The organism is Viridibacillus sp. FSL E2-0187 (assembly GCF_038006425.1).
GTDB lineage: Bacteria > Bacillota > Bacilli > Bacillales_A > Planococcaceae > Viridibacillus > Viridibacillus arvi.
This window is the reverse complement of record NZ_JBBOVG010000002.1, coordinates 313,044-329,988: the sequence shown is the minus strand read 5'-3', so window position 1 is coordinate 329,988 and position 16,945 is coordinate 313,044. Positions and strand designations below refer to the sequence as shown.

At 35.9% G+C, this 16,945-nt stretch carries 15 protein-coding genes and 1 riboswitch; of the genes, 5 read left to right on the top strand and 10 right to left on the bottom strand.

Going from position 1 to position 16,945, the window contains the following annotated elements:
* Positions 1–8 precede the first annotated feature (8 nt).
* The 6 genes from MHH85_RS20790 to MHH85_RS20765 form a co-directional block, all read right to left on the bottom strand.
* Positions 9–611: an ABC transporter ATP-binding protein gene (locus MHH85_RS20790; RefSeq protein ID WP_193737817.1), complete on the bottom strand. Its 603-nt coding sequence runs from the start codon at positions 609–611 to the stop codon at positions 9–11.
* A complete protein-coding gene (locus MHH85_RS20785; RefSeq protein ID WP_340708360.1) occupies positions 601–1,524 on the bottom strand; it encodes an ABC transporter ATP-binding protein in 924 nt (307 codons plus the stop codon). The genes MHH85_RS20790 and MHH85_RS20785 overlap by 11 nt, the downstream gene beginning before the upstream one ends.
* A gap of 38 nt (positions 1,525–1,562) precedes the next feature.
* Positions 1,563–2,411, bottom strand: a complete 849-nt coding sequence (locus MHH85_RS20780) for an ABC transporter permease (protein WP_340708359.1) — start codon at positions 2,409–2,411, stop codon at positions 1,563–1,565.
* On the bottom strand, positions 2,411–3,352 hold the full coding sequence (locus MHH85_RS20775; protein ID WP_409351186.1) for an ABC transporter permease: 942 nt from the start codon (positions 3,350–3,352) through the stop codon (positions 2,411–2,413). The genes MHH85_RS20780 and MHH85_RS20775 overlap by 1 nt, the downstream gene beginning before the upstream one ends.
* Positions 3,353–3,411: 59 nt before the next feature.
* Positions 3,412–5,034 (bottom strand): ABC transporter substrate-binding protein, encoded by a 1,623-nt coding sequence (locus tag MHH85_RS20770; RefSeq protein WP_340708357.1) that lies wholly within the window; start codon positions 5,032–5,034, stop codon positions 3,412–3,414.
* Between the two features lie 484 nt (positions 5,035–5,518).
* A complete protein-coding gene (locus MHH85_RS20765; protein ID WP_340708356.1) occupies positions 5,519–5,992 on the bottom strand; it encodes a DinB family protein in 474 nt (157 codons plus the stop codon).
* A gap of 327 nt (positions 5,993–6,319) precedes the next feature.
* Here MHH85_RS20765 and guaD point away from each other — a divergent pair, with 327 nt between their 5' ends.
* The 5 genes from guaD to MHH85_RS20740 all read left to right on the top strand — a co-directional run bounded on the left by guaD (position 6,320) and on the right by MHH85_RS20740 (position 12,725).
* Positions 6,320–7,690 carry a guanine deaminase gene (gene guaD, locus MHH85_RS20760; protein ID WP_340708355.1) on the top strand — a complete coding sequence of 457 codons (1,371 nt, stop codon included), beginning with the start codon at positions 6,320–6,322 and terminating at the stop codon, positions 7,688–7,690.
* 87 nt (positions 7,691–7,777) lie between these two features.
* Complete coding sequence (locus tag MHH85_RS20755) at positions 7,778–9,130, top strand: uracil-xanthine permease family protein (protein WP_340708354.1); 1,353 nt, start codon at positions 7,778–7,780, stop codon at positions 9,128–9,130.
* A gap of 369 nt (positions 9,131–9,499) precedes the next feature.
* Positions 9,500–9,811 carry an ArsR/SmtB family transcription factor gene (locus MHH85_RS20750; protein WP_038186545.1) on the top strand — a complete coding sequence of 104 codons (312 nt, stop codon included), beginning with the start codon at positions 9,500–9,502 and terminating at the stop codon, positions 9,809–9,811.
* A gap of 77 nt (positions 9,812–9,888) precedes the next feature.
* Positions 9,889–11,064, top strand: coding sequence for an MFS transporter (locus MHH85_RS20745; protein ID WP_340708353.1), 1,176 nt, complete (start codon positions 9,889–9,891; stop codon positions 11,062–11,064).
* A 219-nt stretch (positions 11,065–11,283) separates the two neighbouring features.
* Positions 11,284–11,383, top strand: a riboswitch (purine riboswitch).
* Positions 11,384–11,558: 175 nt separating this feature from the next.
* Entirely contained in the window at positions 11,559–12,725 is a 1,167-nt protein-coding gene (locus MHH85_RS20740; protein ID WP_340708352.1) for an MFS transporter, read from the top strand.
* Positions 12,726–12,822: 97 nt separating this feature from the next.
* Here the strand turns inward: MHH85_RS20740 and MHH85_RS20735 are convergent, their stop codons facing one another.
* The 4 genes from MHH85_RS20735 to MHH85_RS20720 form a co-directional block, all read right to left on the bottom strand.
* The gene (locus MHH85_RS20735) at positions 12,823–13,731 is read right to left on the bottom strand and encodes an ATP-binding cassette domain-containing protein (RefSeq protein ID WP_340708351.1); all 909 of its coding nucleotides are present in this window, start codon (positions 13,729–13,731) and stop codon (positions 12,823–12,825) included.
* A gap of 22 nt (positions 13,732–13,753) precedes the next feature.
* Positions 13,754–14,947: an ABC transporter permease gene (locus MHH85_RS20730; RefSeq protein ID WP_340708350.1), complete on the bottom strand. Its 1,194-nt coding sequence runs from the start codon at positions 14,945–14,947 to the stop codon at positions 13,754–13,756.
* 12 nt (positions 14,948–14,959) lie between these two features.
* Positions 14,960–16,078 carry an ABC transporter gene (locus tag MHH85_RS20725; RefSeq protein ID WP_340708349.1) on the bottom strand — a complete coding sequence of 373 codons (1,119 nt, stop codon included), beginning with the start codon at positions 16,076–16,078 and terminating at the stop codon, positions 14,960–14,962.
* A 403-nt stretch (positions 16,079–16,481) separates the two neighbouring features.
* Complete coding sequence (locus MHH85_RS20720) at positions 16,482–16,931, bottom strand: DUF1569 domain-containing protein (RefSeq protein ID WP_340708348.1); 450 nt, start codon at positions 16,929–16,931, stop codon at positions 16,482–16,484.
* Positions 16,932–16,945: the final 14 nt, after the last annotated feature.

Here is a 16,945-nt window from a genome sequence, read left to right as displayed (position 1 = left end):
CTTTTCTATTATCCTTTATTGAAATCAATCACACGATGGCAAAGTCTTTGCATTAGATTAGATTCATGTGTAACAACAATTATTCCCATATCTCTCTTTTTAGCAATTTCAATTACAGCATGCCAAATCTGAGCTTGTGTGTTTGCATCTAACATTGTTGTCATTTCATCTGCAATGAGATAACGAGTATTCGGTCCCAGTGCTCTTGCAACGCAAAACCTTTGTAACTCTCCCCCAGATAATTCATGCGGCCAGCGTGATAGCCATTCTTGCTCAATTCCTAGTATATCTAACAACTCTTTATCAGGTTGATAACCTTCATTAAGAATTTTATGCATTTTCCACCGTGGATTAATCGCTTTTTCTGGATGTTGAAGGACCATTTGAACAGGATGGTATCCGTTCTTTGGTAATGGAGCTCCATTAAAATACACAGCGCCTTCAATAGGTGATTCAAAACCAGCTAATATTCGGCAAAGAGTAGTTTTACCACGTCCACTTGGCCCTGTGATACCAACAATCTCCCCCGGTTCTAATGTTAAATTGACTCCTTGAAATAACCAGGGACCATCACCATATCTAAACCCTATGTTCCTTGCTTCAAGTTGCATGAATACACCTCACCATTCCATCACGAAGTTCTCTCATTTTAGGTGGTGCTTGTCGACATTCAGCTGTTGCCATTTCACAACGTGGTGCAAACAAACATCCTGGTGGCAATGAACTCGGATGCGGTTGCGAACCTGGAATTGGTATAAATTCATTTTGAGGTAACGCTCTCCACAATGCCTTAGTATAAGGATGACGTATTGCCTCGCCTTTATCTACAAAGTCCTCTACAGGTGCTACCTCTACCGTAGTCCCTGCATAAAACACGGCAATTTTATCTGCAATTTGAAGAGCTGATTCAATATCGTGTGTGATCAACATAACAGCACAACCGTTATCGGCAAATTCTCTAAAGTTATCTAATGCTTCTTTTATAACAATAGGATCCAGTCCTGGAGTTGGTTCATCTGCAATAATTACCTTTGCATCACTTACCATAGCCGTTGATAAAAGCGTTCTCCTTGCCATCCCTCCTGAAAGTTGAAACGGATACATATCTTCAACTTCTTTTCCAAGATGATAACGTTCAAAAACCTTACGTTGGGCCGATACTGCATCCCCATTTTTAACGGAAGTACGCACCTGACTTCCAACACGCATAAGGGGATCTAAAAAATTTACTGATTGTGGAACAAGAGCGATTTCTTTCCCCCTTAAAGCAGTTTGGCGAGTAGGTGTTAATTCCTCACCTTCATATTTAATGATGCCACTAAAATTCGCATTGCTCGGAAGTATTCCAAGAATGGCATGTGCAAGTAAACTTTTCCCCGATCCACTCGCACCTACAACTGCTAAAATTTTGCCTGCTTCAAGAGTTACATTTAAACTTGAAATCACCTTATGATTTATCTCTTTAAATCCATCTGTATATTGTTTAAAAGATACTGATAAATTTTCTACTTCAAGAATAGACATTTGTTAACTCCTCTTAATATTACACGTAGTATTTATGATTAATCATGCGTCCGAGTCATGAGCAATCTAAGATTTTCTCCAATTTGATCAAATGTTCTCACGACAATCAATAGACAAAGCCCTGGGAAGAAGGCAAGCCACCACATACCTGAAGATAAATACTTCATTGATTCTGATAAGATAATCCCTATGGCTGGCTCATGTGGTGATAATCCTAAGCCTAAAAATGTAACTGCAGCCTCATGTAAAATAACATGAGGGAAAAGTAACATAAAGCCAATTAAGAGTTGCGGTGCAATATGCGGAAGGATATGATGTAATGCAATCCACCACCTGGATTTCCCCATCTTCTGAGAAACTTGAACAAATTCTGCGGAACGAACCTGCATAACTTCTGCCCGAATGACTCGAGCTAGACTTGGCCAATGAGTTAAGGTTAATCCAATGACAATTCCTTTAAATCCTCCACCTAATGTAAATGCAATAAGGATTAGGGTTACAAGATGTGGGACACTTAGAAATAGATCAATGATCCATGAAATTAGACGATCTGCCATTTTCCCCATTGTTGCTGCCGCCATACCAAGGAATAGAGCAATCAAAGTACTTCCAATTGCTCCAATTAAGCCAACTCCTATACTTAAAGAAAGTCCCATTACCGTTCGCGTAAACATATCTCTCCCTAACCAATCCGTACCAAAAAGATGATTTAGCGAAGGAGCAGAATTCCGTTCATTCAAATTGGTTATAATTCTCCCCTCATCAAGTAAAACACCACCCAATATAACAATGACTAAAAAGACAATTGAAATTAGGATTTTAAAGAACGTCCGTTGTTTTAGATTCAGTGGAAATCTCTTATTCGTATTTTTCAGGCTTGGAATCATTACTTCCTCACCTCTCTCATTCTCGGATCTAATACTTGATAACTCAAATCAGCAAGCAAATTCCCTACAAAAACAAATATCGTACTAAATATAACTAATCCCAATAAAAGAGGAACGTCCCCTCTAAGCCCTGCCTCTACCGTAGCTTGTCCTAAACCGGGATAAGAAAACACTTGCTCTGCCAATACTGCTCCACCAAATAATTCACTAAAAGCAGCAAATTGTAAGGTAATTGCAGGCAAAGCAACATTGCGTAATCCATGTCTCCAAAACAAGACAAAACCTTGCTCGCCCCTCGCTCTTGCAAACAATACATAGTCACTAGCAAGAACATCTATTAGCTTCTGGCGAGTATGAAGCGCTACATTAGCAACGCCTAATATACTAAGTGTCAGTACTGGAAGAATTAGATGCTGGATTCGATCGACCATGGTAACATTTTCTGAAAGTACCCCAGCCGGCACCCCCATTCCAACTGGAAACCAACCTAGCCATACTGCAAAAACGATAAGAATTAGAAGTCCCATCCAGAAAGTAGGAGTCGAAGCTAGCGTGAAACAGTACCACTTAATCATCCTGTCAATCCAAGTTCCTTTTTTCATAGCCGCTACAACACCCATGACAAAGCCAATAACACCTGATAACAGCCAGGCCGCTAGCATAAGAATTAGGGAATTTAAAAATCGTTCACCAATAATTTCACTTACAGGTCTTCTAAAAATCATCGAAGTCCCTAAATCACCTTTTAGTACAGCAGAACCCCAACTTAAAAATTGCACCATAACTGGTTGATCTAACCCCCAGTACTCAGCAATCTTCTCTCGTTGCTCAGGACCCACTTTCAACATATCAGCACCAATGTAGGCTTGAATTGGATCAATCGGAGAGTTTTTTACTAATAAAAAGGAAATAAAACAAATGGCTACCAATAACGTAGCCATTCGTACACCTTTCATCAATATAAATAATCCAAGCTTTCTACCTTTAGATTTATGCACGATTATTTCGTCCATTTCCAATCAACGATGTTGTCTGTAGCAGGCCAGCCATGGCCATGAACATGGATTCTTTGATCTCCGATATCAAGTCCATCTTTCACCAGGTATAAGTGATTAATATTTACTAACCACGCCCAAGGAGCATCACCTTTTGCACTTAAACCAGTTGTGCCATCCCATTGAGCTTTTTTCCAAAACTCAATTGCTTCTTTTTCACTTTTCGAGCTAAGGGCTTTTTCAAAATATTCATCTACCGTTTTATTTTGATAATAACCTGTATTGTAATACTCTATTCCAGCAGACTCACTACTATAAATATTGTACATTTCATGCGGATCATGACTGCCCCATCCCATTAGAACAGGATTCGAATACATTTTCTTAGCAATCAAGTCCCAGCTCCCGCCTTCTAATTTGATATTAATTCCTAATGGTTTCATCATATCAGCCACAGAAATAGCAAGTGATTGTCTAATTGCATCATTCGCTAAGTAATACAGTGTGAACTCAGCTTTTAAAGCACCCTTCTCAAGAATTCCATCTCCATCTGTATCTTTCCATCCAGCATCACTTAACAACTTCTTGGCACTATCCATATCAGCATCTTTAATCACTGTTTCAGAATTCCACCAAGGAAGGCCATCTACTGATGTAAATGCTGGCGTACCATGTCCTTCTAGCACTCCGTCTACAAGCGCTTGTCGATCTACTCCAATATTTATAGCATGACGAATAGCTGGATCTGCTGTTACATCATTGCCGATCGGTAAACCAGCTTCATTTACATCACCTGATTTTACAAACGGGAAAACAATGCCCCGGTTATCTACTGTTTGTATTGTTTCTAGCCTCATACCTTTCACCTTTTGCTTACTAAACGCTGCAGGTATATACGCTAGATCTACAGTCCCTGCTTGTGCAGCAGCAAATGCAGCATCTTCATTTAAAAATAAAAACGTTATCTGTTTAAAATTCGGCTTTTTATCATAGTATTCCGGATTAGCCTTTACAATAACTTGCTGCCCCTTATCCCATTGTACGAGTTGAAAAGGACCAGAACCTATTGGATTTTCAGCATAGTCTTTTCCGTATGCATGTTTTGGTACAATTCCTGTTGCAACCAAAGAGTTTACAAACGTTGATTGCGGTTCTTTTAATGTGAATTTCACTGTATAATCATCCACTGCTTCTACTTTAGACATTCCATTAAGATCTACAACGGATCCATTGTTAATAGCTGTTTCAAATGTAAAAACAACATCGGCTGCAGTTAGTGGCTCACCATCTGAAAACTTCACATCTTCACGCATTTTCACCGTCCAAACCTTACCATCTTCACTAACTTTATAACTTGTTGCCAGATCATTCACGATCTTAAGTTTGTCATCTCTTTTTAAAAGCGTACTTTGGAACAGCGGTGAACCATATCGTCCCCATCCAGTCGTTGGATCAAAGCCAGCCTCTGGCTCAGAGTCAAATGCCAACACAAGCTCGTCCTTTTTCTCTCCATGTACTTCTTTACTTTCTCCATCTGAAGGATTGGATTTAAATAAATTACAGCCAACCAACATAAAAGAAGACATAAAAACAACTAAAACTAACACACTAAATAATTTCTTTTTCATTTAACTCACCTCATAATAAAAAATTCCTCTCCAAAAAACCCCTCACCTATATATAGGTTAAGGAATAAATTGACAGGTAAACGCGTTAACCGTTTTACAGGTATAAACCAACCCATGACCAACACAAAAAACTCTATTCTATTAATTAAGTTGCATATAACAAAGATGTCCATAATATCTATCTGACAGGTGTTGTTACAGGAGGTATTGCAAATTGTGCCTACTTAGAAGATAGGCCATTTCATAGGATGAAGATTGCGGAAGAGTTTGATCGGTGAATAAACTATAAAACAAGATAAAGTACACATAGAATAAGAAACCATGCTTATCTATCCTATTTTAATAGTTAAACTATTAGTAAGGCAACTTTAATATCTAATGAAAGGTGTTTTTTACAGCTTCATTCTCAAAATGATATCATATTCATAAAAAGTACAATAAAAGCCCACCAAAATAGGTGAGCTTTTGCATCAAAAAATTGATTTTATGCTTGCATTTCTTTTGTAGGTCCCATTACACCTGGCACTGTTAATCCCGCTTGGCGTAATAGTACTGTCATTTGACCAAGGTGATGTGTTTGATGGTCAATTACTGCACGTAATAGTTTACCGCGTGCAATCGGTCCCCCGAAACCATTAACTTCTTCAAGTAATGCTTCATCCGTTAATTTTGCTGCTTCTACTTTATAAGCCTCTATTACTTGCTCGTAAGCATCAACTATTTCAGTTACTTCTGTAGGTGCTTCTTGATCACGACCAGGTCCTGGTATCTGAAGTCCTGCAAAATGGCCAAATGCAGCTCCAGCACCGACTAAATGCCAAGCCAACCATCCAAGTGTACTATGCCCCTCTACAATACTTTGACCTAGCTTGTCATTCGTCAATGCTTTAAATACACTCAATGCGTTTGCTGAAGAGGCAGTCCAATCTTCAAGGAAATCTTCTACTTTACGATACATCTTCTTCACTCCTATTCTAAAATACGTTCTACGAGTTTATCATATCGAAATGAGCGTTAGATATGCAATTTTAAGGATTTAAGAATTGCCTTTTTTGTTTATATTCGTATCACTACGCTAAATAAGTTTTATTAGCTCACAAATATTTATGGGGGGGAATTTTTAAATCCATTTACAAAAAAGTATTTATTATCTAAAACAGAGTAATTTATCATCTAGATTCAATAGATTCATTTTTAATATATTCGCTTTTTTATAGACTTAGCACTCCAAATGCCCTATAATAATCGTTATAATTAATAAAATACGAACATTAAGGTGATTTTAATGAGTGAATATACGCAAATTTTTAAAGGGACTGCTTTTTCTAGCACGTCACCAAAAGAAGTACAAATTTTAAAAGATTATCTATTTTTCATTAATGCTGACGGCATGATTGAAAAAGTCGTTGCACCAGAACATATCGATTATCAAACTTTACTAGATACATATCAAGGTAAAGAAAACTTTCATCAATTAGCTGATGGTCAGTATTTCTTACCTGGTTTTATCGATTTACACGTTCATGCACCGCAATGGGCACAATCTGGCACTGCATTAGATATTCCTCTATATGACTGGTTGAACAAATATACCTTCCCAATCGAATCTAAGTTTTCGGATTTAAATTTTGCAAAGGAGGTTTATGAAGATTTAGTCAGTACCCTACTTGCTAATGGCACAACTACATCACTATACTTTGCAACTGTTCATAAAGAAGCGAGCTTATTACTAGCTGAAATTTGTTCTAAAAAAGGTCAACGAGGTCTAGTTGGTAAAGTTGTCATGGATGATCCAGAACAAAATCCAGATTTTTATCGTGATGCAGATACACAAACAGCTTTAGCAGACACAGAAGAATTTATCTTAGCTGTTAAAGAGTTAGCAAAATCAACAAAACAAGGTGTTTACCCTGTTGTGACACCACGCTTTATACCAAGCTGTACAGATGGTGCTTTAAAAGGTTTAGGAGAATTAGCTGCTAAGTACGATACTCATGTTCAATCTCACTGCAGCGAAAGTGATTGGGAACATGGTTATGTACAAGACCGATTCAAAAAGAATGATGCCTTTGCCTTACATGATTTCGGTCTATTAGGCGATAAATCCGTAATGGCACATAGTAATTTCTTAAATGATGAAGATGCAGAGTTATTTGCTGAGACAGGAACTGCCGTAGGTCATTGTCCAATCTCCAATGCTTATTTCGCTAACAGCGTCATTCCAATCGCTCATTTACATTCAAAAGGTGTAGATATCGGTTTAGGTTCTGATGTTTCTGGCGGTTTTTCACCAAGTCTATTCGATAACGCTAGACAAGCTGTCATGTCGTCTAGAATGTTAGAGGATGGCGTTGATACGTCGCTTCCAGCTGAAACGCGCGGTGTACCAAATTCACGTATCACGATTAATGAAGCATTCTATTTAGCAACTGCTGGTGGTGGTGAAAGTTTAAGCTTACCTATAGGCCGCCTAGAAGAAAACTATACTTGGGATGCACAAATCATCGATACGAAAATAGCATCTGCAAAACTACCGATTTTTGATGTGAATGAAGATTTAAACGATATCTTCCAAAAGATTATGTATCTTGTTCGACCAGAAAACATTAGTGAAGTCTGGGTTCAAGGAAACAAAGTTCACGAAAGAACAAAGTAATCTGAAATATAATTAGATTTTAAATAGAAATATTATTTGTGGAATGAAAGCATTAGACAAACTTAAAATTTTGAGGTGTGCATCTTAGTGGAAACGCAAAATAATAAGCTAGCTAAAGATAAAATCAATACCCCGCATTTAACCGTTTTACCCGATGAAAAAGTATCACTCGGGCAATCAGCCCTACTAGGTTTACAACATGTAATGGCTATGGACGTCTATGTAGTACCTTTCCTGATTGCCATGTTAATCGGTCTACAATCGGGGCAGTCAACAGCTTTGATTCAATCGACTTTTATAGCAGCAGGAATCGCAACGATTGTCCAAACTTATTTCTGTATGAAACTACCTATTGCCCAAGGCCCATCTTATGTTCCGCTTGGTGCAATTGTTGGTATTTATGCCGCAAGTGGCGGTGGTGATCTAGGTTGGAGTTCGGTGTTAGGAGCAAGTTTAATCGGGGCTATTTTAGTAATCATTTTAGGCTTTACTGGAGTCTTCAATAAGATTGTGAAAGCTTTCATTCCACCAATTGTCGGAGGTACAATTATCTTCGTCGTCGGCCTTTCATTAATGCCTGTTGGTTTAAGTGATAATATCTATAACGGGGCAGGAGCTACGATCAACCAAAACATCTATTTAGCTCTTATATCTGCTGTAGTACTAATTATTTGTGTTATGCTAGGTTCTTTCTTCCGTAAGAAAGGTCGCGTTTTCCGTATTACTTCTGTGATTATTGCATTAATCGCAGGTAGTGTTGCTGCTAAATTTATGGGTGTATTAGATTTATCCGCAGTTTCACAAGCAAAATGGTTTAGCATGCCTCAAATCCCTTTTGCAGATTTCGGTTTCACTTTTAATATTTCTGCAATTATTACAATGGTTATTATTTATATTGTTTTAATGGCTGAAACAACGGGTACTTGGTTTGCTGTAAGTAATGTAATCGATAAACCATTAACAGATAAACAAATTAATCGTGGAGTTATCGGAGAAGGAATTGGCTGTCTCATCGCTTCATTATTAGGTTCAACTCCTGTAACTGGATACTCAACGAATGCAGGTGTAATTTCTATCACAGGTATTGCAAGCCGTCGTGTCTTTGTGGCTGCCGGAGCTTGGTTTGTATTGTTCGGATTTTCAGGTAAATTAGCGGCATTAATTTCTGCCATTCCATCAGCCGTAATCGGTGGTGTATTCGTTATCGTTTGTGGCATTATTGCAATTAGCGGTTTACAAGTAATGAAAAATGAGCGAATTGGTGAAAAGGAAATGTACGTGATTGCTGTACCAATGATTTTAACATTAGCGTTAACACTACTTCCTGACGATTTCTTATATTCTTTGCCAACTACAGTACAATATTTATTTGGCTCACCTGTTGCAACAGCGGCAATAGTAGCGATAGTGTTAAATAAGTTATTACCTAGTATTAAATAAAGTAACTAGATTGAAGGTTGGTAGATTTCAGAAATACTCTCCCTTCTCTAATGCGATAAAAAGATATAATAAAACCTCTGCTAACATTTAATTGAGCAGAGGTTTTTATTTTATGTTTGTACTGGAGCAAGTCAATCGATAAAGAACATATACGAAAACGCTATATTTGCCCTTGAGCAATCGTTTTTTTTATCGAATTCCTATCACTACATTTTTTTAAAAATTCATGCTGTTCTATTGCTTCATAGAATACGTCAATATGATTCCAAGTTTTCACGCACATATAATGAGGTCTTATTCGATTTACTACTTCTTTCCCAATTTCTTTTTTATATTTACAAATCTATAAAAATAGATATAATGAAATACATGGAACCTTTATTGATTTATAAAGCTTTATCTAATGAAACTCGTAGTCAAATTATGTTGTGGTTAAAAAGTCCAGAGGAATTCTTTGATGAAAAACCTTATTTAGAACAAAACCTCAATTTCCAAATTGGTGTATGCGTAGGAGATATTCAAGCTAAAGCAGGACTTGCACAATCTGTTATTTCCAGTTATTTATTGACTATGCAAAAAGCTGGCTTGTTGGAATCTGAGCGAATTGGAAAGTGGACGTACTATCGTCGGAACGAAAAAACTATACAAGAATTTTCCGAGTACATCAAAAAGAAACTATAAAAGGAAGGGGGTCTTTTTTTACTTTAACATATCTACAAATACAGATATGTATATATGGATGGAGGATTACATTTAAAATGAAAAAAATTAACCCGTTGCTTATCATTATTCTAGCTTTAGGCGTATTCGGCATTATTACCACAGAAATGGGTATTATAGGTGTACTTCCACAGATTACTGAAAAATTTAATATCTCGACTTCACAAGCCGGATTGCTTGTAAGTATATTTTCTTTAGTCGTTGCCATTTCAGGTCCATTCCTGACATTACTTGCTTCTGGTATTAACCGTAAAGTCATTCTATTAACTTCCGTTTTTATTTTTGCAATTTCAAATATTGTTTATGCCTACACAACTATGTTCGATGTGATGTTAGTTTTCCGCATTATCCCTGCTATTTTTCACCCTGTATTTTTTTCAGTTGCCCTCGTGACAGCAGCTAAACTTGTCTCTCCGGAAAAAAGTAGCAAAGCAGTTACAAAAGTTTTCTCTGGAATAACGGTCGGATTTGCATTTGGTGTTCCTTTGACTTCTTATCTCGCAGAAAAGATTTCACTAGAAGCGGGTTTTCTATTTGGAGCCGTTGTTAGTATAATTGCTTTCATAGGAATACTGTCTTGGCTTCCCTCCATGCCTGTTAAGGACAAATTGTCTTATGGTAAGCAGCTTGGGATATTAAGCAAGCCCCAATTGTGGCTAAATATCGTAACAGTTATTTTTATATTTGCAGCTATGTTTTCTGTGTACAGCTATTTTGCCGAATATCTAAGCCAAGTGACTCATATGAACGGGTCATGGATTAGCATCATGCTGATGGCCTTTGGTACAATTATGATTTTCGGGAATTTTTTATTTGGAGGTTTTTTACACAAAAGTATTACAAAGACCGTTATCATGTTCCCTCTACTATTTGTAGTAATATACTTATTTACTTATTATCTCGGTTCTTTTTCCATTCCGATGGTTGTGATCGTATTCATTTGGGGGGCTGTGCATTCTGGAGGGCTTATTGTCAGTCAAGCATGGTTAACGACAGAGGCAAGAGAAGCTCCGGAATTCGGAAATAGCTTGTTTGTCTCATTTTCCAATCTTGGTATTGCCATTGGAACTACTATCAGTGGTTGGTTTATCTCTCACTTTGGAATACATAATTTAATCTGGGTTGGTATTGCATTTTCACTCCTTGCTTTCATACTAATCATAGTAAAAATACAAATTTACAAACTGAATACATCGGAAGTAAACATTCGTTAAACTAACAAGAATCGTTAGTTCAATAAAGGTGCTCAGCAAAAGCATATTTTATTCTTAATGAACAGAAAGCTCGTAGCATACTTGTCAGATTTGGAATGGAAACATCCTTATTTAGCGCAATTTTCTAATGTTATTATCAATACTCGTGTCGAATGATGTGAAATTTATGCTTGAGTAATAACAACTAGTGTGATAATCTGAAAAACAGATAAATTTTCTTAGAAATTAATTGAAATTATATGTATAACCTCAATAATACGGCTTGAGGGTCTCTACCAGGAACCGTAAACTCCTGATTACAGAAAATGTCTTTTCATTTTTTGTAGTCAGGAGTTTTTTTGTTTTCCAATATTAGGTGACGACCAATTCGCAGGTAAATATAATAACAATTTGAAATTGATGAGTATAGCTGAAAAGTAATTCGTTAGTACTTTTCACCGTCAATAGCTAAGTATTCTATTTTATCAATCTAGTAGGAAAAGGAGAATTTTATAATGAATTTTAAAGTTTTTATACTCGCAGCTTCTACTGTCGCAGTAGGACTCGTTGAATTAATTGTAGGTGGAATATTACCAATTATCGCAGATGATTTAAATGTGACCCTTGGTACCGCAGGACAGCTTATTAGCGTATTTGCACTTGTTTTCGCTATTTCTGGGCCTATACTTCTTACACTAACTGCAAGAATTGAAAGGAAACGTTTGTATCTTATTGCACTATTTATATTTTTCATTGGAAATTTGATGACTTATTTTAGTCCTAACTTCTCTTTAATAATGGTTTCAAGGGTTATAACTGCAATGAGCACTGCATTAATCATTGTACTATCGTTAACTATTACAGCGAAGATTGTTTCGCCTGCTCATAGAGCTAAAGCTATAGGCGTTATTTATATGGGGATTAGTTCTTCACTTGTTTTAGGAGTACCTCTTGGTATTTTGATTAGCAATGCTTTTGGTTGGCGAGTAATATTTCTTGGGATTGGTTTCTTATCAATCGGATCTATGATTCTCATTCACACATTTTTAGAACCGATACCTACAAAAGGAGATGTTAAGCCGCTATCTGTGCAACTAAAGGCACTTGGAAGTTTTAAAATTGCTAGTGCACATCTTGCAACAATGTTCACTTTAGCAGGACATTACACAATTTATGCTTATTTCACTCCTTTCTTAGAATCCACTTTAAATCTTAACCAATACTGGATCAGCATTTGTTATTTACTGTTTGGTATTTCAGCAGTATGTGGCGGGGCATTTGGGGGAGCACTTGGAGATTGGCTAGGGGCACCTAAAAGTATTTTACTAGTTATTGGCTCCTTCGCCTTAGTATTATTTTTGCTCCCTTACTCAACTATTTCGCTTTTCCTATTCATAGTGGTCATGATGATATGGGGTGCACTAAGTTGGAGTCTTGCTCCACCTCAACAAAATTACCTTATTCAAACTAATCCTAATACTTCTGATATACAGCAAAGCTTTAACAATTCGGCCTTACAAATAGGGATTTCTTTAGGATCTGCAATCGGTGGTATTGTACTAGAACAAACGGGTACCGTCACAAGTACAGCACCTGTTGGAGGAGCAATTGTAATTATAGCTTTACTATGTGCGATATTTTCACTAACGCGGCCTGCTTTAACAGTGAACGAAGCTAAGTGAATAAATGAAAAAAATTTTTCTCTTAAATATAAAAATACCCCTTTAGATAACTCTATCCAAAGGGGTATTTTTATAAAAGTTTAAATTCCATATAACCTCATCCTTCTTGATAATACATTGAATACATATCATTTAATGTTACTTTCCCAAAACTAAACTCTGTTATTTGATTTTCTTTAAGAAATCCCAAAATATTTCCCAATTCCCCCGAATCATATCCACGGACATCTAGTAAAGTAGCGCCATTTGGCAATGATCGTACTTTTGTTTCTGGAAACTCTTTTGAAATCTCTTCCTTTATCCTATCAGTCATTTCTGCTATTCGAACGGTTGTGATTTCTCTTTCTTCAAATCCTGGAGATATGGCATTAACAAGTATTAACTCTCCATTTTTCATAAAGAAAATACGATCCGCATATTTCTCTAAATTCTCTAATAAATGGGAAGCTACAATAACCGTTTTTCCTTCAGACTTCTTTTTAACTAGTATTTGCGAAATAAGTTCGACATGAGTAGGGTCCAATCCATTCATCACTTCGTCCATAAGCATGACTTGGGTATCTGATACAATTTGCATCGCAAAACAAAGTCTTTGGCGCATTCCCAAAGAATACGTCCCTGTATTCTTATTTATATATGATGCCATTCCCAATTCTTTTATCGTACTTTCAATCAACTTTGGATTACTATTCCACATTGAGGAATAAATTTTCAAGTGCTCTTTTCCAGATATATAATTATATAAATCACTTTGATCAGGCATCATGGATACTAGTTGATGGATTATTACTTCGTTCTTTTTATTCGTATATTCTAACTCAGTATTTAAAATGACCTTCCCTCTATTTGGATTGATATAATTCATGATGACATTCATAAGAGTTGATTTTCCCGTCCCATTAGGAGCTACTAAACCAATAATTTCTCCTGCATTGAACATCACTGAAACATCTTTTAAAATGTCTCTACCTGAAAACTGAACACCAATATTTTTTAATTCAATCATATCTTCTCTCCATCTCTATCAACTAAAGTAATTTAAACTTTTTTTGATTACTAATTAAGAAAGTAAAGAACAGAAAAATACACGTGCATAATCCCATTACGGTAAGCCCGCTTCCAAATGTAAGTACTTCGGATCCATAAAGATAGTTCCGATAGCCTGATATAACCTGTCCTACCTGAACATAACTCGTTGGATACCACTGAATATTCCTAACGGCACCAAGCCCTCTTTCAAAGTAGATAAATTCAGCAATAACAAACATACTACCTACTAATATATTTGCAAACTCATTTTTTAACGTAATACTTACAAGTAGGAGCAAAGAAATGATAAATAAAAACCAGAAAAAAATGAAGAGCATGTTTTGAACAAAATATTGCCACATCATTATATTTGAAAATAGTCCTTCATCAGATAAATAAATCGGAACTGGTAGTTCAAAATCACCAAATCCATTTCGACTACCAATTATCAATAAACCTACAGAAAGCGGGATAATTGTTAAGATGCTTCCCAGTAAGGAAACCCCTCCCTTAATAATTAACTTTCTCCAATCTGAAAGTGGCAAACCTTGTAACAATGTAGGATTCCGTCGATCCTTCAACACGATATCCGCTGTAAAGAGAATACAGCTAACTATGAGAATTAATGGCAGGTAAGAGTGTAGTAGACGTTGCAATGTTTGTAACGCTGTCCTTTCCTCGAAAACATTTAAAGATAAATTTGATTTCCCTTCTGTATATCCTTTGTATCGACTTGCAGAATATAAATACGCATAATGCCCGTCCATCACTGCGTAATTATTTCCATATGTGTAATACCCAGGATTGTAGTTGAGGACACCCATTTCATTTGGGTAAATCATCTCATCAGAATACTTGTACCACTTAGATGTAGCCTCAGCATACTCTTTCAGATTGTGCTTTTTTAGAGCGTCTAATCTTGCTTTATCATATTCATTCCATTCAGAATATATTGCAACACCAAAACTTGTTAAATAGTGTGTCCCTTTATCAATTTCAACGTTTTTTAGAAATTCTGCTCTCGGTAGATACCGTGCCTCAATTTCACTTACATCTACTTTTTCAATAGGGTTATATGTCGGGACTATTTTTAGTGCGTAATAGCACGCGAAGTAAAGTAGAATAACATAAATTGCGATGTTCTTCTTATTTTTAATAAACTGAAAAAATTCAAACTTAAAATATGCCCACATTATCTCACTCCCCTATATCTTTTTTAGTCTCCCAGTAGTCAAAAATAACTTCACAGAAACCATCATTATGGCAATACTCATTCCAATATAAATAAGGCCATGTGTACTATTTAAGACAACTGGTTTTGCAAGCTCAATAGTCTGACCATTCAATAAACTAGGGAAATTCATATAATTAAATGGATTAAATGGCACAAGACTTATCATGTTGGGAAATAGCATAGGGAAAATAAACAATAACAATTCTAAAAACAGCGTCAAATACATATTCTTCAATAGAACATTTAAAATTATTGATAACAGAATTGTAAAAATGGAAATACAGATCATATAAAGTATAGATATACCTATGTATTTGTAAATTGGATAAACTTCGAAAATACCATTAAAGATAGCAATAGGATATGAAGGGTTTCCTAATCCCTCAAAGTAAACCAATGGCAGGCTACACACAAATAACTCCAGAAGAAATACACCTACTATTAGCATTGATGAAATACATTTAGCTAATACATACTTATCAAACGTTATAGGATACCCCTTAAGTAAAGACGTATGTTGGAATTCTTCTATCATGGTTCCACACGAATAAATACTCATGAAAATAAACCAAAATGAACCTAACACACCAAACAGATACGCAAGAAATTGAAAGTACGATAATGAATCTATGGATAATGGCATTCCTATTTTCTTTATATATTGATAAAATACACTATCCAATTGGTTGTCTATTTTTGAAGGTAGATAATTCGCAACATCATCATATCCCTCCATATCAAATGCTTTAGCTTTTAAATTTGCAAGGTCTATCGCTGTATCCAAAAACACATTCGGTAGATTCATTTGTATTGTCATCTTTTGCTTAGCTACAAGTTGTTGCTGACGTACTAAGTTCTTATACAAGTCACTACCATTCCCACTATCAGTAGCATCTATATTTTGAAATTTACCCAATGCTGTAGAAAGTGATTGATATTCATCGGACTTCTCTTTTATTGAATTTCCTATATCCATATTTTTCACAAAAAAAATCAAACTAAAAACAAATACTGCCACGAAAAGACACGAGAAAATATTTTTTTTATTTGATTTCTCTATGACAAAAAAGGTCTTTAATATTTTCCACATAGGCAGCCCCCAAATAAACTATTTAAAAAACAAAGGTGAAGTTGAAAAGATCTCCTAAACTTCTCTAAGTTTATACTATTCTATCCTTCCTGTTAAAAACCTCCTAAATTTTTGAAATTAGTAATTTTAAATAATTTAATTTGTATTTCTATAAACTATTATTTATAGTGTTTGTGTGCACGCTAAAAATAGCAAAGAACGCACGTTAACTCAACAAACGTGCCCAATTGTTTAATAAAAAAAAGCCCTGCATATCAACACAGGACTTTTGATTAAAAGATTAATCAAAATGGATTCTTATCCAGCCGATTTAAGTTTGGCTTGTATAAAAAAGTTTGATCATTTCAGTAATCCTTATTCAACTAACTAGCGATGCACATCATTTCATTTTGCTTTTCAATGTTTAAACTCCAAACTGTTTAAAATGATGGTCAAGGTGCTTGTATATTCCTTTCCCCCATTGCTCAGAAGTGAGTTTCCCAAAAAAAGGATGCGGGTGAGTTGTGCACTTCTCTGGTCCGTTTTTTTGGAATGTGATAATTTTTTGTTTAAGCTTTTCTTTCTCTGCATCAAATTCTCTATCATCTGCAATCAAAATGGTTGGAATAGTAGACATATTACGGGGTAATGTTTTGTCATTGTAAACGATTTGTTTTGCAAACCTCCCTACTATTATTCCTAACCAACTCCTTGGTGGAAAAGAATTTCCCATCGCAATGTCTTGGAAAGATGAACAATGCGCTAGCATTTGGGCCACATCCATTTTTCCCCATTGTGGTTGTGAATTTGAACTCAATTTGTCAATACGCTTTAAAACTTCTGCTGTATGCATATGATTAAAAATATTTTTCATTAGTGCATATCCCC